Source organism: Sorangium sp. So ce128, from assembly GCF_051525245.1.
Taxonomy (GTDB): domain Bacteria; phylum Myxococcota_A; class Polyangia; order Polyangiales; family Polyangiaceae; genus Sorangium; species Sorangium cellulosum_B.
Map to the genome: position 1 here is coordinate 3669109 of NZ_CP150313.1, position 25090 is coordinate 3694198.

General features: G+C 73.9%; 19 protein-coding genes and 1 tRNA gene. 1 reads left to right on the top strand and 19 read right to left on the bottom strand.

Going from position 1 to position 25090, the window contains the following annotated elements; genetic code table 11:
* Positions 1–28: 28 nt before the first annotated feature.
* The 7 genes from WME82_RS14285 to WME82_RS14315 all read right to left on the bottom strand — a co-directional run bounded on the left by WME82_RS14285 (position 29) and on the right by WME82_RS14315 (position 11815).
* On the bottom strand, positions 29–3067 hold the full coding sequence (locus WME82_RS14285; RefSeq protein WP_438043285.1) for a hypothetical protein: 3039 nt from the start codon (positions 3065–3067) through the stop codon (positions 29–31).
* A gap of 161 nt (positions 3068–3228) precedes the next feature.
* A complete protein-coding gene (locus tag WME82_RS14290) occupies positions 3229–3780 on the bottom strand; it encodes a hypothetical protein (protein ID WP_437745986.1) in 552 nt (183 codons plus the stop codon).
* 126 nt (positions 3781–3906) lie between these two features.
* Positions 3907–4605 carry a hypothetical protein gene (locus tag WME82_RS14295; protein WP_437871509.1) on the bottom strand — a complete coding sequence of 233 codons (699 nt, stop codon included), beginning with the start codon at positions 4603–4605 and terminating at the stop codon, positions 3907–3909.
* Between the two features lie 154 nt (positions 4606–4759).
* Positions 4760–7009: a hypothetical protein gene (locus WME82_RS14300; protein ID WP_438043286.1), complete on the bottom strand. Its 2250-nt coding sequence runs from the start codon at positions 7007–7009 to the stop codon at positions 4760–4762.
* Between the two features lie 148 nt (positions 7010–7157).
* Positions 7158–8006 (bottom strand): lipoyl(octanoyl) transferase LipB, encoded by an 849-nt coding sequence (gene lipB / locus WME82_RS14305; protein ID WP_438043287.1) that lies wholly within the window; start codon positions 8004–8006, stop codon positions 7158–7160.
* 2 nt (positions 8007–8008) lie between these two features.
* The gene (locus WME82_RS14310) at positions 8009–9496 is read right to left on the bottom strand and encodes an HD domain-containing phosphohydrolase (RefSeq protein WP_437745990.1); all 1488 of its coding nucleotides are present in this window, start codon (positions 9494–9496) and stop codon (positions 8009–8011) included.
* Between the two features lie 111 nt (positions 9497–9607).
* On the bottom strand, positions 9608–11815 hold the full coding sequence (locus WME82_RS14315) for a pseudouridine synthase (protein WP_438043288.1): 2208 nt from the start codon (positions 11813–11815) through the stop codon (positions 9608–9610).
* Between the two features lie 431 nt (positions 11816–12246).
* Between WME82_RS14315 and WME82_RS14320 the strand changes: the two genes are divergently transcribed.
* Positions 12247–13905, top strand: coding sequence for a hypothetical protein (locus WME82_RS14320; protein ID WP_438043289.1), 1659 nt, complete (start codon positions 12247–12249; stop codon positions 13903–13905).
* Between the two features lie 27 nt (positions 13906–13932).
* On the opposite strand, the gene cyaY is transcribed toward WME82_RS14320, so the two are convergent.
* The 12 genes from cyaY to WME82_RS14380 form a co-directional block, all read right to left on the bottom strand.
* The gene (cyaY, locus tag WME82_RS14325) at positions 13933–14271 is read right to left on the bottom strand and encodes an iron donor protein CyaY (RefSeq protein WP_438043290.1); all 339 of its coding nucleotides are present in this window, start codon (positions 14269–14271) and stop codon (positions 13933–13935) included.
* Positions 14272–14328: 57 nt separating this feature from the next.
* Entirely contained in the window at positions 14329–15777 is a 1449-nt protein-coding gene (gene phnY, locus WME82_RS14330; RefSeq protein WP_438043291.1) for a phosphonoacetaldehyde dehydrogenase, read from the bottom strand.
* 34 nt (positions 15778–15811) lie between these two features.
* Positions 15812–17101, bottom strand: a complete 1290-nt coding sequence (phnA, locus tag WME82_RS14335; RefSeq protein ID WP_438043292.1) for a phosphonoacetate hydrolase — start codon at positions 17099–17101, stop codon at positions 15812–15814.
* Between the two features lie 100 nt (positions 17102–17201).
* A complete protein-coding gene (locus WME82_RS14340) occupies positions 17202–17483 on the bottom strand; it encodes a hypothetical protein (RefSeq protein ID WP_438043293.1) in 282 nt (93 codons plus the stop codon).
* A 64-nt stretch (positions 17484–17547) separates the two neighbouring features.
* Positions 17548–17621, bottom strand: a tRNA-Arg gene (locus WME82_RS14345).
* A gap of 121 nt (positions 17622–17742) precedes the next feature.
* A complete protein-coding gene (gene uppS / locus WME82_RS14350) occupies positions 17743–18483 on the bottom strand; it encodes a polyprenyl diphosphate synthase (RefSeq protein WP_437745996.1) in 741 nt (246 codons plus the stop codon).
* 291 nt (positions 18484–18774) lie between these two features.
* Positions 18775–20151, bottom strand: coding sequence for a histidine kinase dimerization/phospho-acceptor domain-containing protein (locus WME82_RS14355; protein WP_438043294.1), 1377 nt, complete (start codon positions 20149–20151; stop codon positions 18775–18777).
* Positions 20152–20154: 3 nt separating this feature from the next.
* Complete coding sequence (locus WME82_RS14360; RefSeq protein ID WP_438043295.1) at positions 20155–20856, bottom strand: winged helix-turn-helix domain-containing protein; 702 nt, start codon at positions 20854–20856, stop codon at positions 20155–20157.
* A 128-nt stretch (positions 20857–20984) separates the two neighbouring features.
* Entirely contained in the window at positions 20985–21569 is a 585-nt protein-coding gene (locus WME82_RS14365) for a hypothetical protein (RefSeq protein WP_437871567.1), read from the bottom strand.
* 10 nt (positions 21570–21579) lie between these two features.
* Complete coding sequence (locus WME82_RS14370; RefSeq protein WP_438043296.1) at positions 21580–22836, bottom strand: hypothetical protein; 1257 nt, start codon at positions 22834–22836, stop codon at positions 21580–21582.
* The gene (locus WME82_RS14375; RefSeq protein WP_438043297.1) at positions 22833–24047 is read right to left on the bottom strand and encodes a hypothetical protein; all 1215 of its coding nucleotides are present in this window, start codon (positions 24045–24047) and stop codon (positions 22833–22835) included. The genes WME82_RS14370 and WME82_RS14375 overlap by 4 nt, the downstream gene beginning before the upstream one ends.
* 154 nt (positions 24048–24201) lie before the next feature.
* A complete protein-coding gene (locus tag WME82_RS14380) occupies positions 24202–24981 on the bottom strand; it encodes a tetratricopeptide repeat protein (RefSeq protein ID WP_438043298.1) in 780 nt (259 codons plus the stop codon).
* Positions 24982–25090 lie beyond the last annotated feature (109 nt).

The window sequence follows — 25090 nt, forward strand, 5'->3', positions numbered from 1 at the left end:
TCAAAAGGCCGCGGGGCGCGGGCCCGCCTCAGTCGGGCTCGCCGGGGAGCTTCGCGCGGCCGAGGGCCGCTTCCGCCGCCGCCAGCTGCGCCGCGAGCTTCCGCAGCTCCTCGGCTTCCTCGCCCTGGAGCGAGATGTTCGGGACGAGCGCGTTCAGGGCGCGGCGGTTGTACGCGAGCCCGAGCGGCGAGCCCTTCTCGAGGTTCATCACCATCGACTCGGCCAGCACCGCCAGCGCCTCCCGGTGCAACCCCTTCGCCGAGAGCACCTCCGCGAGCGCGGCCGTCGAGCGGGCCAGGCCGAGCAGGTCGCCGAGCGCCTCCTCGGCCTCGATCGCCGCGGTCAGGCGCTGCGTCGCGCGGTCGAGGCGGCCGTTGCGGAGCTCCAGCCGGCCGATCGTCTCCCACACCCGGGCGAGCTCCCGGGTGTCGCCGAGCTGCTTGTAGGCGCGCTCCGCGGCGAGCGCGTGGTCGAGGCCCATCGACACCGCGTCGGACTCACGCCCGGGACGGGCGGGGACGTGGAGCGGGATCCGCGCGAAGAGGTGGTCGGTCTCGGCGAGCTCGACGCGCGCCGACGGATCGACCCGGGCCCGCTCCTCGAAGGTCCGGCGCGACTCGATCAGGAGGTGCGTCGCGCGGACGGGATCGCCCATGCGCACGTGGACCGCCGCCTGATCGTTGAGCAGCCGGGCCGCGCCGAGCGCGTCCCCGGCGTCGAGCAGCTGGCGGCTCGCGGTCGCGAGCTCCTCCAGCGCGCGCTCCAGCGAGCGCGCGTCGCCCATGTCGTAACAGACGCCGGCGATGAGCGTGGCGACCTCGGCGTGCAGCTCCGGCGGGTCGCCCTGCGCGAGGAGCGCGCGCGCGGCGTCGAGCACCTCGAGCGCGCCCGCGAGCGTGCTGGCGGGGTCCGGGCCGGCCGCCTGCCATTGCACCCGAGCGATGCCCGCGAGCGCGCCGATGCGGAGCCGGCGGCGCGCGGGCGTGGCCGGCATGCCGTCGAGCAGGGAGAGCGCCTTCCGCCCGTAGCTCAGCGCCTGGGCGTACGCGCCCATGTCCGCCGCCTCGACCGCGGCCGCGCAGTAGCGCCGCGCCGCTTCCTCGTGCTCGCCCGCCTCGGTCAGGTGCGCCGCCGCGCGGACGTCGTGGAGGTGGCGTCCAGCGCCGTGCGCCGCCGCGCTCGCGGCGCCCGCTGCCTCGGCGCGATCGGGCGCCGCGGGCGCCGGGTACATGGACACGCCGAGCGGCGCCGCGGCGCGCAGGGACTCGGCCGCGGCGCGCCCGGCGACGGAGTCGGTCGCTGCCGGCCAGGAGAAGGCGTGGCGGGATCCGGAAGACGATCGCTCGGACAGCGCGGCAGGGACGCGCAGCGAGGCTCCGCGGGCCGAGCGGCTCGGCTCGTCCGGGAAGGCGCCGCCGAGGGACGCGAGATCGCGGGGCACCCGCATCGGCCCCGGGATGGGCGCGTCGAGCGAGTCGGGCGGGGCGTCGAACATGATGGACTCGGGTGGCTCCGAGACGCGGCGGCTCTCGGGGCTGCGGTGGAACAGATCGGCGTAGGGCCACGCAGGATTGCCGGGCTCTGCGGGGGCCATCGGCGCGGGCCTGTCCTGGGTGACGCGCGGCGGCGCGCGGCGCGTGTTGCTCATGGACGCACCGCCCGTATGGGCCATGGCTGGCGGCGGCCTCAGCGTCTCGGCCGCCCGCGGCACCCCGCCGCGCACCACCGAGAGCGTGGGGTCGGCGGTCTTCTCCCACTCATCGGCGGTCGCCGCGCCGCCGGCCTCGGGGGTCGGCCCGCCGGCGACGGGCGCGCCGGGCGAAGCGGCCGCTGGTGACGCCGTCGACGGCCACGGGCCCGCTGGCGGGGGCGCGGCGGCCATCGTGCGCGGCGTCGCCATGGCGGGCAACGACGCGGACGGCGGCGCCGTCGAGAGCGGCGGCGCCCCGGCCTTTGCCTGCGCAGCGGCGGCCCTCGTGGTCGGGTCGTCGCCGCGAGGCACGCCGAGGTTCGCTCCGCCGATGACGTGCCGCTCGACGGTCGACGTGAGGATGGCCGCGCTCTGGGTCGGCGGCGCCGCGGCATGAGCCGGCGCCGCCGCGGCATGGGCGGGCGCCGCCGCGGCATGGGTCGCCTGGTGATCGGCCGCGACGACGCCCAGCGCGGCGCGCGGCTCGCGCGCGGCCGGGGCGTCCGGCTCGATCCGCTCCTCGCTGAGCAGCGTCGCGAGCCGCCGGTGCCACACGCGGGCGAGCGACGGGAGGATCGATCCGCGGAGCGTATCGACGGTCTCCTGCGGGAGATGGAAGCGCCCGTCGCCGCGGTCCTCGACCGGAACACCCGCGTCCGCGGCGCGCTGCAGCGCCTCGAGCACGTCGAGCGTGTCCACGCGGAGGAGCGCGGCGACGAGCTCGCTCTCGAACCCCGAGCCGACGATCGCGCCGGCTCGGAGCACCCGGAGCACCTCGCCGGGCAGCTCGCGCACCGCGACCTGCGGCGGCGGCGGCGGCGGCGGCGTGGTCGCGCTCGTCAGCGTGATCGCGCCGTCGGCCGGCCGGAGGAGCGCGTCGGCTCCGCAGGCGGCGCGCATCGCGTCGACCAGGCCGCCTGCGGGGCCGGTCGGCGCGTGCAGGCGGAAGGAGAGGACGAGCGCGACGCGGAGCGCGTCGGGGCGGGACACCACCCGGCGCAGCACGTCGAGCGTGGCAGGATCGGCGTGCTCGACCGCGTCGAACACGATGGCCCACGTGCGATCCGCCCGCTGCGCGAGGCGGTTGGCGGTCTCGATGAACTCGGCGTCCACCATCAGCTCGTGCACGTCGCCGAGGAGGCGGCGCCGGAGCCCCGGGGCGGCGCGGCTGCGCGCCTGATCGAGCGTCGGCTGCGCCCCGCCGGCGAGGCGCTCGATCTGGGTCCGCGCGTCGCGCAGCGGTCCGAGCGTCATCTCGGGGACGTCGCAGCGCACGCGCACGATCCGCAGCCCGAGCCGTGCCGGCGGATCCCCGGGGACGATGTTCAGCAAGGCCGTGTGCCGGCCCTCGGAAATGCGCTGCCAGAGCTGTTCCACGGTCCGCTCCTCCTCTCTCCAGGCGCACACGGCCCAGAGCGGGGCGCATCGTCGTGCGCCACGGGATCATCCGCGTCGTTCGGCTCGCTGCGGCGTACTTTCGTACGCCTCGCGCGCCTGCCTCGCGGCTGAGCCCGTATCCTACGAGCCTGCACCCTGCTCTAGTATCCCCAGAGGAACTCCGCGCGGGCGAACGCCGTGAAATAGCTCCCCGGACCGTCGCCCGCGCCAGGGAGGAGCAGCGTGTACTTGCCGGCGAAGCCGGCGGCGAACTCGCGATTGAACGCGTAGTCGATGCCGAACGGGATGGAGACCCCGAACTGCCCCCGGTGGCAGCCCGGCTGGCCAGACGAGCCGCAGGGCGCGAGGCGCACACTGTCGTACGCGCCGGTCATGAGGCCGACGTAGGGGACCCACTGCAGAATATCGATGACGTACGTGGCGCCGGCGGACGCGCCGAGGAGCATGAGATCGCCCCCCGGGTGGGACGCGGTGTTGACCTCGGCGACCGCGTTGAAGGCGTCCGTGAGCCCGTAGGCGAGGTGCAGGCTGCCGCCGATCCCCGGGTACGTCCCGCCGTCCGCGAGGAGCGCGTACCCGACGCCGGCGCCGGCATGCCATTGCCGTTCAAAGGCGTCGGCCCGCGAGGGGGCGAGGAGCGCGAGGAGCGCGAGCGCGGCGGAGGTCAGCAGGGCGACAGGGGAGCATCTCATGGTCGGTTGCGGCGAGCAGCCCGGAGCGCCCCCGCGGCGAACCATGGATCGAGGGCGACGACGGCGCGCGCCGGGCGCTCGATGGGCGCGCGCGGCCGAGGCTAGCACGCGCGCCGCAGGACATGTTCAGCGGAGCTGCTCGCGCCGACGCGGGGCCCGCGACGCCCCCGCGTCCTCCTCCTCGAACTCGTCGGCGTAGATGCGCGCCGCGGGGTCGGCCGCGCCCTCGCCCGGATCGATGCGGAGCGACGGCCGGGGAAAGCGGACGGCGGACGCCCCCGAGATCCCGGGGAAGGTGTAGAGGATCTCGCCGCGCTCGCCGATCTCGACGCCCACGTCGCCGGGGCGCTCCTTGGCGAGCTCGGTGAGCAGGGCGTCCGCCTCCGGGGCCGGCAGGTCGAGCGCGACGCCGACCTCCTGCGCCGTGAGCGGGCGGCGGCGGTGCGACGCGAGCGAGAAGATCGCCTGAACCTGTGCGTCGCGCGAGGCCTTCGCCCCGGAGCGAGAGAGCTTCCGTCCGCCCAGCAGGAGGAGCAGGCCGAAGGCGAGGGCGACGAAGCCGATCGGCAGGCCGATCGCGAGGCCGGCGATCGACCCCGGGAACAGCGCGGCCGCGCCCAGCCCGAGGAGGAGCGCCAGCGCGGTCCCGCCGACCAGGACCAGCCAGCCGAGCACGCCGGCGACCGCGCCGCCGACCCTGGACGGCTGCCCCGCCAGGCTGACCGATTTGCCCGCGAACGGCAGGCGCTCCCGACCGCACGCGGTGCAGTACGCGGCGAGCCCGCGGTGGATGACGGGCGCGTTCTTTCCGCAATGAGGACACATGAGGACTCCCCCGCGAGCAGATCGTCGCGAGCCAGGCCGTAGCGTAGGAATGAAGCCCCTCCGCCGCCAGGTGTGCGACCGCGGGATCTCCAGGTTTTTCGCGGTCCCGCCGCGCGGGTCGGCGTCGGTCGGCGTCGGTCAGCGTCGGTCGGCGTCAGATTCCGAGGTAGCGCGCGATCTCGGCGCGGGCCGGGTCGGAGGCCACGGCGCGCAGGGCGTCGTACCGGCGTTGCCATGCGGCCGCGCTGCCTTCATCTCCACGCCATCGCGCCGCCTCGGCGCGGGCGAATGCATAGCTCCGGAGCGAGAAGCGCGAGGCGTCGAGCGCGAGGAAGGCGTCGAGCCACACCTCGGGATCGCCCTCGCCGTCGCCGAGCAGCTGGGCCGACAGCGCGGCGTACGGGACGAGCGCGGGCGGCGCGTCGCCGCGCCGGCGGAGGGCGGCGTAGCGGAGCGCGCGGCGCGTGGGCGGCGGCGCGTCGCGCGCGGCGCTCCAGGCGGAGAGAGCGCGCGAGAGCGCCGGCTGGTCGTCGCGCGCCCAGGGCGCGTCGAGGCTCGCGAAGCCGACCCACGGCCAGGCGGCGGCGTGGCCCGCGGTCAGCTGGGCGGGCGGGCTGCCCTGTCGGAGCGGCGAGTCGCCCGGAGGGAGCGCGAGGGAGAGCCGGGTCCACCGCGATCGGGCGTCGAGCAGGGCGAGCTCCGCGCGGGCAGGCATCGCCTCGCTGGCGGGCACCGCCGCGCGCGCCGCGGCGGCCTCCTCGTCGGCGAGCACGGCCGCGCGCGCGGCGTCGCGCCGGCGCCCGCTCGAGGCGAGGAGCTCGGCGCGCTGCAGCAGCACGGCCGCGCGGAGCGCTGGCGGCGCGGCGGCGAGATCGACGCGCTCGACGAGATCGAGCGCGCGATCGCGCTCGCCGACGAGGGCCCACGCGCTCGATCGCGCGAGCGCGCGGGCCGCCTCCGGCGCGAGCGGGCCAAGGCGATCCAGCGCGTCGACCGCCCGGGGCGCGTCGCCTTCGAGCGCGAGCTCGCGGGCGGCGCGCAGCGCGAGCGCGCCCGCGGCCGCGCGCAGCGCGTCGGCCTGGGACGGCGAGAGCTGGGGGGCGGCGGCCAGCTCGGCGGCGCGCGCGGCGGCGCGCGCGCGCAACGACCCGGCGATCACGGGCCTCGCGAGCCCACGCTCCGGGAGCCAGTCGAGCGCGCGCAGCGAGCTCGCAGGCAGCGCCGTCGGCACGCGGGGCTCCGCGCGCGCCGGGGCGCCGTCGAGGCTTGCCTCTCCGGCCACGGGCTCGTCCCCATCGTCGTCCGGCCGCGCGAGCGCGGCGGCTTCGGCCGCGTCGAGCGCCTCGTCCTTCGCCAGCACGACGGCGAGCAGATCGCCGCGGGCCTCGGGATCGAGCGCGGCCGAGGTGCCGAGCAGGTCGCGGATCGCGCGCGTCGCGCGCTGCGTCGCCTCGGCGGCGTCCTTCCGGGCGGCGGCGAGGCGGGCGCGCTGCGCGAGCCGCACCTCCACGGCGTCGGCCACGCCGGCCTCGGGGGCTTCTGGCATCGGCGGAGGCTCCACGCCGGCCCGGGCGGCGCAGGCGACGAGGACGGCGCGGACCTCGCCCCAGTTGCGCGCCATGCCGGCGTAGCGCCTCGATGCCCGGTCGTCCTGGTTGAGCGTCAGGAGCTCGATGCCGCGCTTCGCCTCGGCGCTTGCGCCGAGGCAGAGGATCGCGCCGGTGGTCGTGCGCAGATCCTCGTCGCGGGGCTCCATCGCCGCGTACTCCTTGGCGATCGCGAGCGCGCGCTGCAGATCGCCCTCGGTGAGCGCCGCGCGGAGGGTGTGCACGCGCACGTGCCAGTCGGTCCAGCGGTCCGGCTGCGAGAGGAGCGTGCGGCGATCGCCGAGCCTCGCCGCCTCGCGGCCGAGGCTCGGCGCGCCGCAGGCGGGCCCGAGCTCATCGAACGTGACGCGCCCGGTCCCGGCGGCGACCGTGGCCTGGGCCGTCGCCACCGCCTCGGTTGCGCCGACGAGCGCCGCGCCATCCGGCCGGCCGACCGCGGCGTCGGTGTAGTCGGCGATCGCTGCGCGCACGCCGAGCTCCTCGGCCAGCTCGCTCGCCGCCCTGTGGGTCCAGGGCAGCCGCGACGGCAGCGCGAACCAGCGGATCTCGGGCCTGCAGTCGGGCAGCGCCGGGCCGCGCGGCGCCTCGATCGAGGCGAGGCACGCGGCGGCGGTGCGCGTGCCCACGAGGATCGCCGCGACAAGGCCAAGGAGAGCGAGCGCGGGCACGACCACGGCCGCCGCCGCGAGCGCCAGGGCGAGGGGGCGCCGCCAGGGCGGCCGCGCGGTCGATGCGTCGCGGTGGAGCGGGGAGCTCCCGTCGCGCTCACGGGGCCGTGGGGTGGGCTGCGCGCACACGGGACGGCTTTTAGCCCACGGCACGGCCGAGCGACACTGCCTCCGCGACGCAGCGTGCTCCACGTCCCGGGCGCCGGCGTCACCCGCGGAGCGCGCGTCGTGCGACGCGCAACGTCGGCGCGCTCTCGCCCCGGAGGCCGGCGCGCGCCTAGGGCGCGCTCCGGCCCTCGGCGGCGCTGGCCTCCGGGGCGAGGAGCGCGCCCGCGAGATCCGTGACCGCCGACAGATCCTCGACGCAGGCGACGTCGAGCTCGAGCCCGCGGGTGAGCAGCGGCGCGCTGGCGAGGGCGACCTCGGCGACGGTGAGCTTCCGCCCGGTGAGCTGGTGGAGCGACGTCACGCCGTGCTCTCGGATGCCGCAGGGCACGATCAGCTCGAACGCCTTGAGGTCCACCGCGATGTTGAACGCGAAGCCGTGCATCGTGAGCCATCGCGACAGGCGCACGCCGATCGCGCCGAGCTTCGCGATCTCGCGCGCCCACTCGGCGCCGCCCCACGCCTCCGGGGCGGCGCGATCGACCCAGACGCCGATCATGCCGTCGACCACGCCGCCCTCGACGTGGTGCTCGCGCGCGAGCAGGATCATCACCTCCGCGAGCGAGCGCACGTACCTGCGCACGTCGCAGCGGTCCGGCCTGAGATCGAGCAGCGGGTAGCACACGAGCTGGCCTGGGCCGTGGTAGGTGACGTCGCCCCCGCGCCCCGTCGCGACGAGGTCGATGTCGCGCTCGTCCAGCGCGCGGGCGTCGAGGAGCACGTTCTCGGGGTTCGCTCGCGGGCCGAGCGTGATCACGGGATCGTGCTCGAGGAGCAGGATCGTGTCGCCGATCCGCCCCTGCGCGCGCGCCTCGACGAGCTGCTTCTGCAGATCGTGGATCGGGGCATAGCGGCGCCGGCCGATCCACACGGCGCGCGCGCGCCTCGGCCGGGGCGCCTCGACGGACGTCGTCTGGCCGTTCGCGGGCTGGAGGAGGTCGCGGAGCGAGGTGGTCGGCATGGCTACTCCGGGACCTTCTCGCCCCGCGCCCGCCGCTCCTCGCGGTAGGCCTCGATGTGCGTCGTGAAGGTGGCCGCGATCTCGGGGTCGAACTGCGAGCCCGAGCACCGCTCGATCTCGGTCACCGCGACCTCGTGGGGGAGCGCGCGGCGGTACGAGCGGTCGCTCGTCATGGCGTCGTACGTGTCGGCCACGGAGATGATGCGCGCGATGATCGGGATCTCGTTGCCCCGCATCCGGAGCGGGTAGCCGCGCCCGTCCCAGCGCTCGTGGTGCAGGTGCACGCCGGGGATGAGCGGGTGCAGGAACTTGATCGGGTCGAGGATGTCACGCCCGTAGGCGGGGTGCCGCTTGAACACCTCGTACTCGTCGTTCGTGAGCTTGCCCGGCTTGTTCAGGTTGAGCACGCACCCGATCTTGCCGATGTCGTGCATGAGCGCGCTCTGCCGGACGATCTCGATCTCGTGCGGGCCGAGGCCGAGCCGCTGCGCCAGCAGCACGGCGTAGACGGCGACCCGATCCGAGTGGCCCGAGGTGTAGCGGTCCATCTTGTCGATCGCCTTGGCGAGGCCCTCGATCGTCTGCTGGAACGTCGCCTGGAGATCCTGGTAAAGGCGCGCGTTCTCGATCGCCGCGGCGGCGCGCGAGCCGATGATGCTGAGCAGCTTGCGCTGCCCCTCGTCGAAGCGCCTCGTCCGCGTGAACGACGCGACGGCGAGGAAGCCCATGAGCCGCTTCTGGATGCGGAGCGGCACGGCGACGAGCGACTGGAGCGGGAGCGCCGGCTCCGCCGCGAAGAACCTGAGCCCCTTCATGCCCTGCTCGAGGAGCTGCGCGTCGGGCCGGAAGTGATCGAGCACGAGCGCGGGGTCGAGCCGCCCGAGGTCGGCGCCCGCCGGGATGGAGGGGCCGCGGAGGTGCTGGCGCTCGAAGAAGCCGCCCTCGCCGTCGTCGAGCCAGGTCGAGATGAGATCGCCGCACACCTCGTGGAGGCAGCTGTCGGCGACGGTCTCCAGCACCTGGTCGAGCGAGAGGCTCGCCGCGATGGCCTCGCTCACCTTGTAGAGCGACACCGCCTCGCGCAGCCGGATGTTCTCGGCAGCCATCCGTTGCTTCTCGATCCCGCGCTGGACGACGTGCACCACCTCGTCCAGCTTGAACGGCTTGAGCACGTAGTCGTAGGCGCCGCGCTTCATCGCGTCGATCGCGGTCTCGACGGTGCCGAAGCCCGTCATGATGACCGTGAGCGCGTTCGGCGCCGTCTTGCCGATCTCGTCCAGCAGCGCGATGCCGCCCATCCGCGGCATCTTGAGATCGCTGATCACGAGATCGTAGTGACCCTTCGTGAGCTCGTTCAGCGCGCTGGAGCCGTCCTCCGCCGTGCGGACGTAGTAGCCCTCCATGCCGAGGAAGTCGGCCAGCATGTCGCGGATCACCTTCTCGTCGTCCACGACGAGGATGCGAGGGCGGTCTTCTGGAAACGTGGACATGCGGCCGGTAAGCCTACCAGATCCGCTCGCAGCGCATCGCACCAAGGTGGGCGGGTCGGGCACAGGAGCGGGCCCGCCTCGCCGGGGTGGCCGAGCGGCGGCGCGCGCCGCTCAGTCCTCGTCGCCGGTCGAGATGATGGGGTGCCGGATGGTCCGGGGCGACTCGTCCAGATCCGGGACGCGGATCGAGATGGGCCCGGGGCTGCGGATGGAGGGAGGAGGCGCGGACTCCGCGTCCTCGGGGCGGAGCGGGATCATCCTGCTGCTCGGCGCGGGCTCGTCGCTCGCGGTCGTCAGGACGGGCACGGCGCGCTGCTCGCCGAGGGCGTGCTTCTGCTCGAGGAAGCGGAGGACCGAGGGGCCGGTCGAGCGCTCCAGGGCGGAGCGCAGATCGCCGGGCAGCGTTGACTCGATGATCATCTTCACCCCGGTGCGGGGGTGCTCGATCTCGATGCGCACGAGGTGCACGAACGAGCGATCGAGCCCGTGCTTCTCCTCGAAGTACCGGTTCGTGGGCACGTGACCGTAGCGCTCGTCGCCGAGGATCGGGTGCCCGATCGCGGCGAGGTGCCGCCGGATCTGGTGCGTGCGCCCGCCGTCCGGGATGACGCGGAGGATCGAGTGGCCCGAGGCGACCGCGAGGCGGCGGTACCGCGTGCGCGCCGTGTACGTGCGCGTCCCTTCGCGGAGATCGCGGGTGATCGCGCCCTTGCCCGGCGTGACGCCCTTGGCCGCGGCGAGGTAGATGAGGCGCCCCGTCTTCACGAGCGCCTCGCCCCAGCGCGCGGCCGCCTCCTCGCTCCGCGCGAGCATGACCAGGCCGCTCGTGCCCGGATCCAGCGGGTGCACGATGATGGGCGTCGTCGTGCTGCCCGGGATGCGGGCGCACCGGGCGAGCAGCGAGCCGAGGTACTCCGGCTGCGTGGCCACCGGCTCGTGGGGGCCCTTCTCGACGACCAGCACGCCGTCGTCGTCGTAGATGACCTTCGGCGCGGGCGGGGGCGTCCGGCGGAGCGCGGCGATCGTCTCGATCTCCTCCGTGAGCGGGATCATGTCGAGCGGCGTGAGCTCCGTCGACGAGTACCCGAGGCGGCAGAAGTGATCGAGGTCGCGCGCGAGCGTGTCGGGATCACACGAGACGTAGACGAGCAGCGGCGCGCCGAGGCGCGCGATCGCCTCGCGCGCCGTCGGGGAGACGCCGCGGCGCGGCGGGTTGACCACGATGCCGTCGAACTTCTCCGAGCTGTTGACGAGGGAGCTGACGATCTCCGCGACGTCGCCGGTGCGCACCTCCACGCGCTGGCTGAGGCCCTGGGCCTCGGCCGCGGCGCGGGCGTTCGCCGCCGCGGGCGCGAAGGACTCGACCATGAGGACCCGGTTGCCGCCCTGCGCGAGGGCGAGCGAGATCGCGCCCGAGCCGCCGTACAGATCCAGGATGCGCGGCGGCTCCTTGCGCCGGGAGGCGGGGCCGAGCGCGGCCTCTCCCTCGATGACGGGCCCGTCGTTCTCGAGCGACGCGATCTCGCGGAGCAGGAGGGCGTGCACGCGCGCGGCCTGCGCGCGGTGCGCCTGCACGAACGAGCCGAACGCGGCGATGTGGTAGGTCTGCCCGATCCGGTCCTCCGCGTGCGCGGCGCCGTCGAGCACGATCGTCTCGGGCCCGAGGATCTGCGGCGCCTCCGCGTCGTGGAAGTTCGCCGCGACGCCGATGACGCGCGGGAGCATCGGGCGGATGGCGCGGCCGGCCTCCCGCAGCTCGTCGCGCGTGCACGCGCGCTCGCGCTGCAGGACGAACGTGACCAGCACGAACGCCGGGTTGTCCTCTGTCGCTCCCGCCTCCGCGAAGAGCGGCGTCCCGGGCGCGAGGTGGACCTCGCGCAGATCGAGGGCGCGGAGCACGCCGCCCCTCGCCGGGTCGTACGGGAGGAGCAGCGGCCGGACCTCCGGCGGCGGCGACGCGATCAGCTCGCGCAGCCGCGAGGTGACCGCGGCGAGGGCCGGGGTGAGGACCCGGCAGCCCGGGATGTCGACGACCTCGTGATGTCCCGTGCGGCCGTACAGCCCGATCGCGCCGGAGGGGGCGACGATGAGCTTGGCTCGACCGCGATAGCCGGTGATCGGATCGGCCGGGATGACCGAGCTCGTCTGGAGCAGCCCGAGCGATGGGTAGTGCGCGGCTGCGGACACGACCCGAGCACGCTTGGTGCCGAGCTGCTCCGCGTAATCACCCGCGATGAGCGGACAGCCCGCGCACTCGACCGAGTGCGTGCACTCGATCAGCGTGTTCGGGATCTCGCCTGCCTTCAATGTGCGTCGCACGGGCCCGGACAAAACACCGCCGCCCGATCCCTCTGCGCTGGTGCTCTCGCCCAGCCCGTGCGGTCCTTCGATACCTGCGCCGGAAGCCATTCCGGGGGAGCTTACAGGGGCTCTCGGCCAGCGTCGAAGGTGTAAAGCGGAATCCGTCGAGCTTTTCGTCTGCGGCGCTCGGCGCGCCGGGGAGCGCTCTTGGAACCTGACGAGATCCCGCGCTTTCGCCGGGGTCTGCGCTATCTGCCCGGACGGTGGGCCGTCCAGGCCCCGCTCGCTCCGTCGAGCCAGCCGCCAGGCAACGCAGGGGCCAATGTGGGCGATCCCTGGCGCTGCTCCTTACCTCGGGCCGCGCCGTTCGCGACATCCGCGGTCGTAGCGTCGCAGCGCCCGGTCCGTCCCGCGCGCCTCGCGGGGGGCAGTGGTAGACTGAGCGCCTCTTGCGTCTTCCGATCGCTTCTCTCTTCGGCCTCCTGGCTGTGCTGCTCGCCCCTCCGGTGTTCGCCGGACCCGGCGACAAGGAGGCGAACCAGGGCATGAACGCAGCCAGAGGCGGCTTCTGCAAGCGGGCGATCCCGCTGCTCGAGTCCGCCGAGAGCCAGCGGCATCGCCCGAGCTCGGCGGTTCCGCTCGCCGACTGCTACGTCAAGCAAGGCGAGCTGCTGAAGGCCAGCGAGATCTATCACAAGGTCGCGAGCGAGAAGAAGGCGCCCGGCTACAACGCGCGGGATGTCGCGGCCATCACATCGGCCAAGAAGAAGGCAGCTCAGCTCGATGCGCGCATCCCGACGCTCGTCGTCACGCCGGCGGAGCCGTACGAGGGGCTGGTGGTCGAGATCGACGGGGAGGTGATCAGCGAGCCGTCGGCGCCGCACCGGTTCGATCCGGGCGAGGTGCTGGTGATCGTCGCCAGGGCCGAGGGCCACGAGGAGACGTCGCAGAAGATCACGCTGAAGGAGAAGCAGCGGCGCGAGATCAAGCTGCGCCTCAAGCCGAAGCCCGGGGGGAAGAAGCCGCCGGAGAAGCCTGTCGCGAAGAAACCACCGGAGAAGCCGCCGGAGAAGCCGGTCGCGGAGAAGCCGGTCGCGGAGAAGCCGCCGGAGAAGAAGCCGCCGGCGAAGCCGATCGCGAAGAAGCCGGCGGAGAAAAAGCCACCGAAGAAGCCGGTCGCGAAGAAGCCGCCGGAGAGGAAGCCGCCTCGCGCCGCCGAGAAGCCGGTCGCGAAGAAGCCGCCTCGCGCCGCCGAGAAGCCGGTCGCGAAGAAGCCGCCTCGCGCCGCCGAGAAGTCGGCCGAGGACAAGCCGCGCGTCGCGACGGGCCCCGACGAGAGGCCGAAGCCCGCCGTCGAGTTGCCCGAGCCCACGCCGCCCAGCCCGCGCAGGCAGCGCGACGTGTGGCTCGGCGCAGGATTCCAGGGCTTCTTCATCCCTCAGCTCATGTTCGGGCTCCTCGGGGAAGGGGGGCGGGACGTCCTCGTCCCCGGCGGAGACATCTCGCTGTCCACGCGGCTCGGGCGGCGGTTCGATCTCGTCTTCTCTGTCGCCTACGCGCGCTTCTGGATGGACGAGACGCCGTTCAAGCCGAAGGGACACCCGGACACCGACTACGAGATCGTCGAGAGCGATCTCCAGGCGCTCCAGGCGGGGGTCCGCCTGGTCTGGAACATCCCGCTCGATCGAGACGAGCTGTTCGCCTTCCGCGTCGGGGCCGGCCTTGGCGTGGGCTGGACGTTCATGGGCGACCTCTACCGGACCCAGGCATATCCCGGCGACGCGGTGCCTGGCGACCCGGGCTCCTTCGTGCCGGGGGACCCGTACCGCTATGTGAAATGCCGCGGACCCAACAATCCGATCGGGAGCTTCCGGTACTGCAACGAGCTCGATTACGACGCGGATCACTACCCAGGCTATGTCGAGCCGAGCTGGTTCACCCGTCCCAAGGGGCGGCCTCAAGGCCTGCGGCCGCTCGTCTATCCGTGGCTCGTCCTGCCCGAGATCGGGCTCGCGCTTCGCCCGTGGGACCGCGTCGCGTTCGACCTCCGGGTCGGCGCCTCCGTGACCGGCCTGCTCGGAGGGCTCGGCATCCGCTTCGCCCTGTGATGCACCTCGCGCCGCGGACCGCGCGGCTCAGCGAGCGAGCTTCACGGCGCGGTCGAGCTTCCGGGACAGCACGGCATCGAGCGTGCTCCAGAGGTCTTCGCCCGACTTCTGGGCCACCCAGCGGTCCTCGGACGGCCGGTAGTCGAAGTGCCACGCGGCCCGCTCGGCGGCCATCCAGATCTGCCGCGCCGCGCGGTGGCTGTTGATGACGTACTTGATGCCGTCCTCGAACTCCAGGGTGAGGATGCCGCTCTGCAGGTCGGCCTCGACGCCGTCGGGGATCTCGTTGATCGCTCGATCCAGCGCGCGCAGCGACCGATCGGCCACGTCGTCGAACTCTCGCTCCGATAGGGACTCTCCGCTCATGCCGATCCGCTTACAACGGCGCGCGCCGAGGCGGTACGGGGAAGCGTCGGCGCCCCCTCACTCCCAGGGGACCGTGTAGAGCTTCACGTTGGTCATCGACTTCATCGCCTCGACGACGCCCTCCTTGATCCCGATGCCGCTGTCCTTGATCCCCCCGAACGGCGACAGCTCGGACCGGTACCCCGGCACCTCGCGCACGTTCACCGTGCCGCAGCGGAGCTCCCGCACGAGCCTGTGGACGCGCCCCAGGTCGTTCGTGCAGACGCCGGCGGAGAGGCCGTAGCTCGTCCCGTTCGCCACCGCGATCGCCTCGTCGATGTCCCTCACCCGCAGGATGGGCGCGTGCGGGCCGAAGGTCTCGTGCTGCACGGAGGGGGCGTCCCGCGGGACATGATCCATCACGGTGGGGCCGTACAGGGCCCCGCGGCGCTCGTTCCCGAACAGCAGCCGGGCGCCGCGCGCGAGCGTGTCCTCGGCCGCCGCCTCGAGCTGCCGCGCCGCGGCCTCGGAGATCACCGTCCCCATGTCGGTCGCCGGATCGAGCGGATCGCCCACCTTGATCTGCGCCGACGCGGCGGCGAGGCGGCCGGCGAACTCGTCGGCGACGCGCTCGCTCACGATGAGCCGCTTTACCGCCGTGCAGCGCTGCCCCGAGTTCCTGTAACAGCCGTACGCCGCGAGCCGCACGGCCTCGTCGAGATCGGCGTCGTCGAGCACGATGAGCGGGTCGTTGCCGCCGAGCTCGAGCACCGCGCGCCGGTAGCCGAGCAGGCCGGCGATGCGCTTGCCGATCTCGACCCCGCCGGTGAAGCTCACGAGCTCCACGGCCGGGTGGGTCACGAGCGCGCGCCCGATCTCCGCCGGATCGCCGGTCACGACGCTGAGCATGCCGGGCGGCAGCCCCGACTCGTGCAGCACGGCCGCGAGGTAGATCGCGGAGAGGGGCGTCTTCTCCGACGGCTTGAGCACCATGGAGCTGCCGCTCGCGACGCTCGGCGCGACCTTGTGGGCGACCTGGTTGAGCGGGTGGTTGAACGGGGTGATCGCCGTCACCAGGCGGAGCGGCTCGCGCAGCGTGTACCCCCGCCGGGGCTTGCCGTTCGCCGAGATGTCGAACGCGAGGCACTGGCCGTCGTCGCGGAGCGCTTCGTACGCGGAGAAGCGGAGCACGTCGAGCGCGCGTCGCACCTCATAGGCCGTGTCCTTGAGGCAGAGCCCGCTCTCCCACGTGATGAGCCGCGCCACCGCCCCCGCCTGCGCCTCGATGTGCGCCGCGGCGCGGAGCAGGATCTCGCTGCGCTCGTGGCGAGAGAGCCGCGGCGGGCCGGAGGAGGCGCTCGCGAGCGCCTCCAGCACCGCCCCCTCGTCGAGCCTCGGCACGCTGCCGATCACCTCCCCCGTGAACGGGGAGCGCACGAGGATGACCTCGTCCCGGTTCACCGGTCTTCCCCCGATCAGGCACGGAAAATGGAACGCTGGTCGATCGATTGAGAGCATCGAGCCCATCCCTGTCCCCCCTTCAGGCGCTCGATCGTCGGCGCTAGGCCATGGCGGTCGAGAGTCGGTTGAGCACCAGATCGAAGACGTCCGCGTTCGACAGCGCGCTCGGCCGGCCCCGCGCGGCGTCGGCGTCGGCTGCCTCCGCGCCGAGGAGCCAGGCGCGCTCCCCGGGCCGGAGCGGGTGGCTCGCGAGGATCGGCACCTCCGCCTCGTGCAGGCCGCCGTGGGACCTGAGCCCGCGCTGCACGGCGGAGAGGTCGTGGTAGGCCGCGCTCTTGCCGAGCACCGTGCTCCGATCGCCGAGGACGACGAGGTCGCCGATCCGATCCGGCGGCAGCGCGAAGCGCCGCGCGGCCTCCTCCCGGGTCAGGACGAGCTCCACGCCCGGGAGCCGCGCGAGGACCTGCGCGGCGCGCGCGCCGTCGTCCGGCGCGCCGAGGTACACGGTCGCGTACGACCCGAGCGCGCCGTGGTGCACGACGTACGGGTCGGTGATCGGCAGGAGCACGCGGAAGCCCGAGATGCCGGCCTCGCGCAGCGCGTCGTCCAGGTAGCGCACGTTCGGTGAGCCGTCCTGCGCGGTCTTGTCGTTCATGCCGTGATCCGCGGTGATGCCGCAGACGAAGCCGGCGTCGAGGTACTCGCCGAAGAGGGCGTCGAAGCGGGCGTAGAACCGATCGGACATCGGCCCGCGCGGCGGCTCCTTGTGCTGCACGTAGTCGGTCAGCGACACGTAGAGCAGCGTGGCCGAGAGCCGCTCGTGCAGCGCGAGGCCCATCTCCATGGCGTAGTGGGAGATGTCCCAGTCGTAGATCGACGGGCTCTCGCGGCCGACCGCGGCGGTGATCGAGCCGATCCCGTGCTCCGGGATGGCCTGCTCGTGCGCCTTCTCCGCCGACAGCGAGATCGGGCGAGGGCCCCCCTCGCGGCAGGCGCCGAGGAGCGCGCGGAGCTTGTCCTTGGCCGTGACGCAGAGGGTCCTGACGCCCGCCTGCTCCATCTTCTCGAAGAGCGTCGGGACGCGCAGGAACCGAGGATCGTTCATCGGCACCTCCTCCCCCGTGGCGGCGTCGAGGTAATAGTTGCCCGAGATGCCGTGCACGCGCGCCGGCTGGCCGGTGACAATCGACACGTTGTTCGGGTTCGTGAAGCTCGGGATCTGGCCTCGACCGCGCACATACAGGCCGCCGGCGGCGAGCGTGCCCGCGAGCCGCGGCATCAGCCCGTCCGCGAGCGCCTGGTCGAGGTACTCCGGCCCGCACCCGTCGACGCAGAACACCACCGTCTTGCGCGCGGGCAGCGCATAGCGCCGGTCGCCGAGTTCGATCATGCCGAACGCTGACACGCAGCGCGCCGGCCGAGAAGGGCCGTCGCTGCGCCGCCTCGGGCGCTCCTCCGCCTCGAACGGCGGGCAGGGGAGCGGCGGTGCGTCAGTAGCCCGGCCAGGGATCGGCCGGCTTCGGAGGCGCCGGGACCGGCCGCTTGAAGCACATCACACCGGCGTCGAGCGCCACGAGCTCCCAGCCGCCCTCGCCCCGCGCCTTCGCGATGGCGCGGGCCTCGTCCACGCCGTGCGCCTGCTCGCAGTCCTGCTCCCACCGCGGCGCGGGGACGCTCGGCGTGAGCCCCTGGGCGCGCACCCGCCCCGCCGCGAGCGCGACGGCCGCGCCCAGCACCAGAGCGCCCAGCACGAGCGCGACCCTCTTGTTCATGGCGTCAGGGACATGGTGGTCCGCGCCGGGCAGCACCGTCAAGCGACGCACCGAGGACGTTCGGCACGCCCGGCAGGATTCGAACCTGCGACCCGCGGCTTAGAAGGCCGCTGCTCTATCCAGCTGAGCTACGGGCGCTTGGACGACAAGCGCATCTCTCGTACTGCATCGCGGACGCGGAATCGAGCGTTACGAGCGTTACGAGCGTTACGAGCGTCGCCAGCGCCGTGGGCGCGGCGAGCGCCCCGGCGACGTCCGCTCAGGTCGACGCGGCCAGGCGGCGGACCTGCTCGCCGGTCCGGCCGTAACGCCGCTGTCGCCGGCTGTAGGTCGCGACCGCCTCGTCGAAGGTCGCCTCGGTGAAATCGGGCCAGAGCGTGTCGGTGAAGAACAGCTCCGCGTACGCGGCCTCGAAGAGCAGGAAGTCGCTGAGGCGCTTCTCTCCGCCGGTGCGGATGATGAGATCGGGATCCGGCATCGCGCTGGTCGTCAGGAAGTTCCGGAGCGACTTCTCGTTGATCTCCTCCGGGATGACCAGCCCGGCCCGCGCGCGGACCGCGAGCGCGCGCATGGCGTTCGCCATGTCGCGGCGACCGCCGTAGCTCAGCGCGAGCGCCAGGGTCATCTCGGTGCCCCCGGCGGTGTCCTCCACGAGCTTTTCCATCGCGCGCCGCGTCGGCGTCGGGATGTCCTCGAGATCCCCGACCACCTGAACCGCGATCCCTCGACGGATCAGCTCGTCGTGCTCCCCCTCGGCGAACTCCTGGCAGATGCGCATCAGCGCGTCGATCTCGTCCTTGGGCCTCGACCAGTTCGCCACGCTGAACGCGTAGAGCGTGAGGTACGGGATGCCGCGATCGCGGCAAGCGCGCACCGAGGTGCGCACGGCCTGCGCCCCGTGCTGGTGCCCCCGCATGCGGGGGAGCCCCCGCGCCGCCGCCCAGCGGCCATTGCCATCGAGGATGATCGCGACGTGCTTGGGGAGATTGCTGGACGTCATGGGCTTTCCTGGCTGGGGACGACGACGGACTCTGCGCCGAGCATGAGCGCGGCAGGGGGGCCGACGGTGGTGCGATCGTGGAGGTTCTGTGGAGGATGGCGCGGGAGAGCTCAAAGCGCTCTGGCCGCTGACGGGTGCGCGAGCTCTTTGGCACGCGCTCGCTCGCCCGAAGACCACCGCCGCGCCTTCGCACCACCGATCCGGTGCGCTGTCAAACCGAGGAAACCTCCCGGAAACCAAAAGGGTCGCCGGGAGGGGCGGCATGGCGAGAGAGCTCATCCTTTCACAGGATCAGGCCCCCGGCAGCGAGAGCTTGAACTCGACCTCGGGCGGCCCGCGGTGGGTGCACTCGGCCGAGCCGCTGTGGGCCTCGGCGATCGCCTTGACGATCGCGAGGCCCAGGCCGGTGCCGCCCCGGTCGGCGCGGGTCGTCACGAAACGGCGGAAAAGGCGGCCCGCGACATGCCGCCCGATCTCGCCGCGGTTGCGGATCGAGATCGCGACCTGTCCGCCCACGCGAGACACGGCGATCTGGACGGGGGCCGCGGCGTCGCCGTGCGTCTGTGCGTTGTCGAGCAGGTTGTCGACGGCGCGCGAGAGCCACTGCTCGTCGCCCCGCACCGTCGCCGAGCTCGGCGCGTCGAGCTCGACGCGGCTGCCGCGCTCTCGCGCCCGCGCCGCGGCGGCCTCTGCGATCGCGACCAGGTCGACCACCGCGGCGTGCTCCACGCCGCGCGCCTCGAGGCGCGCGAGCGACAGCAGCTCCCCGAGGAGCGCCTCGATCCGCGTGGTCGCCTCGCGGATGCGCGCGACGAAGCGGGCGGCCTCCTCGGCGTCGTCGAGCGCGCCCTCGGAGAGCACCTCGGCGCTCGCGCGGATCGCGGCGACGGGGTTCTTGAGCTCGTGCGAGAGATCCGCGGCGAACGTCTCGACGAAGGGGCGGCCCTCGATCTGGCGCCGCATCGAGTCGATGGCGCGCGTCAGCCGCTGGACCTCGCGGCCCTGCGCCGGCGGCGTCGCCGCGCGCACCTCGCCCTCGCTCACGCGCACCGCGAACTCGGTGAGCGCCTCGATCGGCGTCGCGATGGTGCGGCCGATCAGGAACGACGAGATCGCCGCCGCGGCGCCGAGCACCGTGCTGAGCACGAGGATTGGCGGGGCGAAGTCGGCGACCATCCGCTGCACCACGATGGTCGGCTTCACGACCTGCACGCTGCCGACGCGCTGGCCGCGGACCTGGATGGGCGCGGTCACGAAGACGGTCCCGGGCTCGCCCGGCGAGGCGCCGCGCGCCCGGAGCACGCGGCCCTCGGGATCGAGCAGCGCGATGCTCTGGGCGGTCGGGCCCTCGGCCTCGCCGTCGAGCGCGCGCACCGCCGCGAGATCGACGCCGCGCACCTCCATCTCCATCGCGGCCACGGCGGCGAACGCGGCCGCCTCGTCGCGCGCGCTGCCCTCGGCGAGCAGCGTCGCGCGCGCCTCGATGCGATCGATGACGAGCAGCCCGAGCCCGAACGCAAACGCGCCGACGATGCCGCCGAGCGCGATGAAGATCTGCATCCGGATGCTCATCCCCGCCGTCCGGGCGCGGACGAGGCGCGAGGCGAACAGCGCGACGAGCAGGATGAGCGAGACCGCCGCCGCCGCGGTGACGACGAGGCGCAGCATGCGTCAACCGCCGCCTTCCGCGGGGCCCGGCTTGTCCGCGACGCGGTAGCCGACGCCGCGGACCGTCTCGATGAGGTCGGCGTCGCCGCCGGCCTCGACGACCTTCTTCCGGAGCCCCTTCACGTGCGAGTCGATGGTCCGGTCGGTGATCGCGAACCCGTCGCCCCAGACGCGATCGATGAGCTGCGCGCGCGTGAAGACCCTGCCCGGCGCGGCGAGCATGCAGGCGAGCAGATCGAACTCGACGCGGGTGAGGTCGACCTTCTGGCCGCTCACGTACGCGCGCCGCGTGGCCTCGTCGACCACGAGCGGCAGCGGCGCGGGCGAGGCGGCGGACGGCGAGGGCCGCGCGGCGCGGCGCAGGACGGCTCGCACCCGCGCCACGATCTCCCGGGGGGAGAACGGCTTGGTCACGTAGTCGTCGGCGCCGGTCTCGAGCGCGGCGACGCGGTCGGCCTCGCTGTCGCGGCTCGACAGGACGATGATCGCGGCGCGCGCCGCGCTCCGCCGCGCCTGGCCGATCAGGTCGAAGCCGCTGCCGTCGGGGAGCATGAGATCGAGGATGATGAGGTCGGCCTTGTCGATCTCCCGCTCCGCGGCCGCGAGCGTGGTGGTGACGGTGGCCGCGAACCCGTCGCGGCGCAGGAAGTAGGCGATCGACTCGGCGATGGCCGGCTCATCCTCGACGACCAGGACCTTGGCCATGGTCGGTGAGCCTAGAACGGCGCGGCGGACGCGTCGACAGGGCTGGTCGGCGGGGCTGGTCAGCGGACCTGGCCGGCCCCGCCCCTGCGGGGGCTCGCGGGCGTCGCGATCGCCGCGTTCGTGCGCGCTCAGGCGTGCGGGATCGCCGCGTTGACGAGCTCGCGCACGACGCCGAGCAGCCGCTCGTAGTGCTCCGGGATGGGCCGCAGGCCGGCGCAGTGGACCACGAGGCCGCCAGGGCGGAGCTCGAGGTGCCCCTGGAAACCGCGGCGGGCGAGGAGCTTGCGCAGCCGCGGATGGAACGCGCCGGCGGCCTCGCGCTGGGAGGCGGCGAAGGTCGTCACGTGGGCGTCCCAGAGCGCATCGTCGAGGGTGACCCGGGGCGGGGGAGCGCTCTCGATGAAGGCGACGCGCGTCAGGAAATGCTCGCCGACGCGCATCGAGGCGCGGCGCTGGAGCGCCGGGTGCGCCGCGAAGCCGAGCAGCGTCCGCTCGAGGGGCTCGGCTTCGCCCTCGGCGTACCAGGGCTCGGCGATCACCGCGTGCCCGGGGTTCGCCGTCCACGTGCACGCGGAGAGGTACGCGGAGGGCGGCGCGATCGTGTCGTAGGGCTCCCAGCGGCGGAACCAGGCCTCGTCGGGGCGCGCGGTGAAGGCGAGGCCGCGCCGGGCAGCCCACGCCGCGATGTGCTCGGATCCCAGCGGAGGCGGCATGGATGCGAGGTTAGTCGGCGCGGCGTCGCCTCGGAAGCCTCCGGCGCCATGCGACCGCGAGCGCCCCGGCGCCGAGCGAGAGCCAGGACGCCGCACCCGCGGCCGCGCCGTTCCCGGGCGCGTCGCAGGAGCATCGGCCGTAGATGCCGACCGTCGTCTCGTCGTCGTGGTCGTCGTCGTTGCCCAGCGGGGCTCCAGCGCCTCCGGGGCCTGCGGTCGTGATGGGCGCGCCGCCGGCGTCACCGGCGTCGCCGCCGCTCCCGCCTGTGCCGCCGCTGCCGCCCGTGCCGCCGCCTTCACCGCCGCTCCCGCCTGCGCCGCCGCCGCTGCCTGCGCCGCCGCTCCCGCCTGCGCCGCCGCTCCCGCCTGCGCCGCCGTCGTCCGCGCAGCGCGTGAGATGGAGGGGACGTTTGCGCGTGCAGTCCGTCGGCGACGCGCAGCGGGGATCGGAGAGCGCGGGCGGCGCGCCTGTGCCGCCGATCTCGCCCAGGTCAGGGTAGGCGACCTCGGTCCTCTCCCAGCGCCCCGCGGTGTGCTCCATCCAGCCGAACACCCGCTCCTGGTACGGAACGGCGCCGCCGATCGCCGGGTCGTAGACGCCGCGGCCCGCGTCGTAGTTGGGGTTGTTCGGGTTGTTGACGTACGCGAGCCCGTTGTAGGCCCACACGGCGCTGTACCAGTGCTCGATGAACGCGGGTTGCCGGTCGCCGACGCAGCGCGTGGCCCTCCACTTCGAGGCCAGGATCTGGGTGCCGGTGGCCGCGTTGTAGGTCGGCTCCGCGGCCACGCGGCGCGGATCGAAATCCGGGCTGTCGCCGCTCCGCATGCCGCTCGTGATCTGCGAGGCGCCGTAGCCGCAATCGAAGGAGATGATCGTCCGCGAGCTCTCCCCAGCCTGGTCCATGGGCCGGTCCGGCGCGCAGAACTGCTGCCACCCCGACTCCTGCATGGCGATCGCCTTGAGCAGCTCGCAGGGGAACGTGGCGGGAACGTCGCGCCGCGCCTCGGGCAGGTCGCAGCCCTGACCGAGGTTGAAGGCCGGCGGGCCGGCCTCGCCCCAGGCCTCGGGGCCCCGCGAGACGCGGTCGAAGATGGCGTTCCACTCCGCGACGGAGGGGTTGATCCCGGGCACGGCCTCGATCGCGCAGCCGCGATCGTTGTACGCGCTCGACGCGGTGAAGCAGGGGCAGTACGCGGCGCGCGCGGCCGGCGCGACCAGCGCGGCCGCGGAGAGCGCCGCCGGGATCAGGAGAAGGCGGCCCGTCACGGCTCCTCCTTCGCGGCGGTGAAGCCGGCGACCGCGATGCGCGCTCCGGGTGGCGCAGGGATCGCGGCGACCTCGCCGCTCTCCACCCGGATCGCGAAGGGGACGGCGAAGGCGGACGGGTTCGTGTGCAGCGCCGCCACCCACGCCGCGTCCTGCGAGACGGCCTGGATGGCGTCGATGCCGGGGCCGAGCGGGCTGCGGACCGTGGCGCGCGCGCCGACGACGAATAAGCCGGTGGCGCGCTCGGGCGTGTACGCGAGCCCGCCGCCCGGCCAGGCGTACGGGGCGAGGCCGTGGCTCGCGCTCGCCTCGAGCCGGGTGCGCTTGCCCCGGGCGAGATCGATCCGATCGATGACCCACATGCCAGGGTCGGTCTCGTGCCGCTCCTGGAACACGAGCGCGCCCGCCGCGGCGTCGATCGAGAAATCGCGCGCGAACGGCGGGATCGACGGGGCGATCGCCCGCGTCGCGCCGGAGTCGGGGTCCACGAGGACGATGTCGGCCGACGCCGGGGAGACGCGGTAGAGGACGAGCTCGCCGTTCCACGCGCCGGCGAGGAAGGCGAGGTGGCCGGTGTGTCGGTGCACGGTGCGGAGCGCGCCGGTGGCGAGGTCGACCTCGTCGATGGTGAGCGCGTCGACCCGGAGCTGCGCGGGGTCGTTGTCGGGCTGCGGCTCCGGGCCGGCGACGCCGCGTGAGACGAAGACGCGCCCCTCGGCGGTGACGAGCGGGCGGCTCGCGTGGACCACGCCGTCGCAGAGCGCGACGGGCTCTGCGCCCGGCTGGATCCGGAAGAGGCTCGCGTTGAACGAGCGGTCGCTGGACGGGCTCGTCTCGGCGGTCGCGACCACGAGCCGCGTTCGCGGGACGACGCGGGCGCGGACCACGGCGTCGCTCAGGTGCCGGAGCGTGGCGAGCGCGGGACCGGCCTTGGCTCCGCCGATCGGCGCGATGTGGAGCGTGGTCCGGGCCGCCCCCGGAGGCGTCGCGAGGAGCGCGATGCTGGGTGGAGCGGAGGGATCGGCGGGCGCCGCGACGGCCGTGGGCACGAGGAAACGGCCGACCCGCGAGATCGCGGGCGCAGGGGCGTCGCAATCGGCGAGCACCGCCGCCATCGTGCCCGTCAGCGCGGCGAGCAGCGCGCAGGGGAGCGCGATCCTGTGCAGACGGCGCCGTGTCAGGGGCGAGCGGGCGTAGGAGCTGAGACGCACGACAGGAGAGTAGACGATGCGCCGGTGAGCGCCCGCTCGCGAGGCGGCGCTCTCTTGCCAGCCTCTGCCTCCCCGCCGTTCCGCGCCGTCGGGGCGCCCGACCCCGTCGCCGTCGCGCCCGGCGAAAGGCAGCGGGTCGCCAGGAAGCCGGCCCTCAGAAGCGGCCGGTCATGCCGAGCCCGGCCGCGCCGGGTCCAGCGACCGGCGTCAGCTGGATCCTGCTGGGCCAGGGCTGGTTGAACCCGAGCTCCCAGATGAGGCCACCGGCGACGCCGGCGGCGCCCAACCCGAGCAGCACGCCGCCGACCGTCGCGTGCGTGCGCCCCTGATTGCCCTTCTCGGCCACCTCCTCCGCGCAGCCCTTGCGCGACGGGCAACGGTCCTCGGCGGCGCCGATGTCCGCGAAGCCGCTCGAGGTCAGGATCCCGCCGACCAGCAGCGTGACGACCCCGGCGCCCGTCGCGACCCACGGCGAATAGCCGTAAGGAGGCTGCGGCGGAGGCTCCTCCTTGGGGCGGTCCGGGATCGCCGAGGCGGTGGGGGCCGTCGGGAGCACCGCCGGCGCCGACGCGGACGCGCTCGCGCTGGCGCTCGGCGCCGGCCGGAGGGCGTTCTTGAGATTCTGGATCTTGTCCTGGATCGTCTGCGCGTCGCTCGCGTCCGGCGTGCGGGCCAGGTAGGTCTCCAGCGCCGTGACCGCCTCGGCCCGCTCGCCCTTCTTCTCGTAGGCGTTGGCGATGTTGATCAGCACGCCGTGCGCCGAGCAGTCGAGCTGGTAAGCGTCCTTCCAGTACTGGATGGCGCGATCGTAGTCAGCGCGCTCGTAGAACTGGGTGGCGGCCTTGTGCGCCCCCTTGGCGCCTTCCAGGTCGGCGGGGGTCGCCGTGCGGTAGCACTCGGGGTACTCGATGGCCGGATCTCCTGCTAAGGCCAACCCCGCGGCGAGGAATATCCCCGCGCCGAGACCGACCAGCCAAGTCCGAAGCACACGCATCCGAGCCGCCCTCCGAGAAGTGGCCGCAGCATACTGATCCGCTTCGCCG